Here is a 588-nt window from a genome sequence, read left to right as displayed (position 1 = left end):
AGTCGCCAATACCACTGATTGTTTACACCCTGAAATATCTGAAAATACATAGAGGTAGTTCCTTATGCAAGAAGAAATGAAACGCTATGCAATTTCTTATCACTTCGACGGCAAAAGGTGGGCGACAGATGTTTACGCCCATTCATTCGAAGAAGCGGAAGAAAAGCTAAAAGCAATGTCCCAAGGTACTGTTGACGGCGAGATTCACCTTTCAGTTTACATTCCTGAAAATCCGCTATCGAAAGTATCAAGGTTGATTACAAGAATAGCTAAAAAGTTTATGTAAGTCAGTGACTTTCATCACAAATTTTAAACAATTTGGTTAAAGAAACTCACTCGGCGGAAGCGCTGACGGAAGCCCAACGGTGCTAAGCGGTCGTTAGATTGAAAGCCCTAACCTACTTAGTTAAGAGTGAGTTTTAAAGTCTGCCCATGCAAAGCCAGTGAAAAACGGTGCAGTTGCCGAAAGTGGAGCTCAAGCAGGCGAATATCCCAATGTGGATATTTCAAAACACATTTGCTAGTACAGAGACACAACGGCATGTGAAACCGTTGCGAATGATAGATGAAGTGTGTTTTGAAATGGCA

General features: G+C 41.5%; 1 protein-coding gene. It reads left to right on the top strand.

What is annotated here, in order from left to right; genetic code table 11:
- Positions 1 to 64 precede the first annotated feature (64 nt).
- Positions 65 to 286 (top strand): hypothetical protein, encoded by a 222-nt coding sequence (locus HMPREF2813_RS07845; protein WP_005650500.1) that lies wholly within the window; start codon positions 65 to 67, stop codon positions 284 to 286.
- Positions 287 to 588 lie beyond the last annotated feature (302 nt).

Source organism: Haemophilus sp. HMSC066A11 (assembly GCF_001811665.1).
GTDB lineage: Bacteria > Pseudomonadota > Gammaproteobacteria > Enterobacterales > Pasteurellaceae > Haemophilus > Haemophilus influenzae.
The sequence above is the reverse complement of the archived record's forward strand: the minus strand, read 5'-3'. Positions and strand labels throughout refer to the sequence as shown.

What these genes read in the sequence shown, in the direction of transcription:
- HMPREF2813_RS07845 (WP_005650500.1), top strand. Translation starts at nt 65, where the DNA reads ATGCAAGAAGAAATGAAACGCTATGCAATTTCTTATCACTTCGACGGC.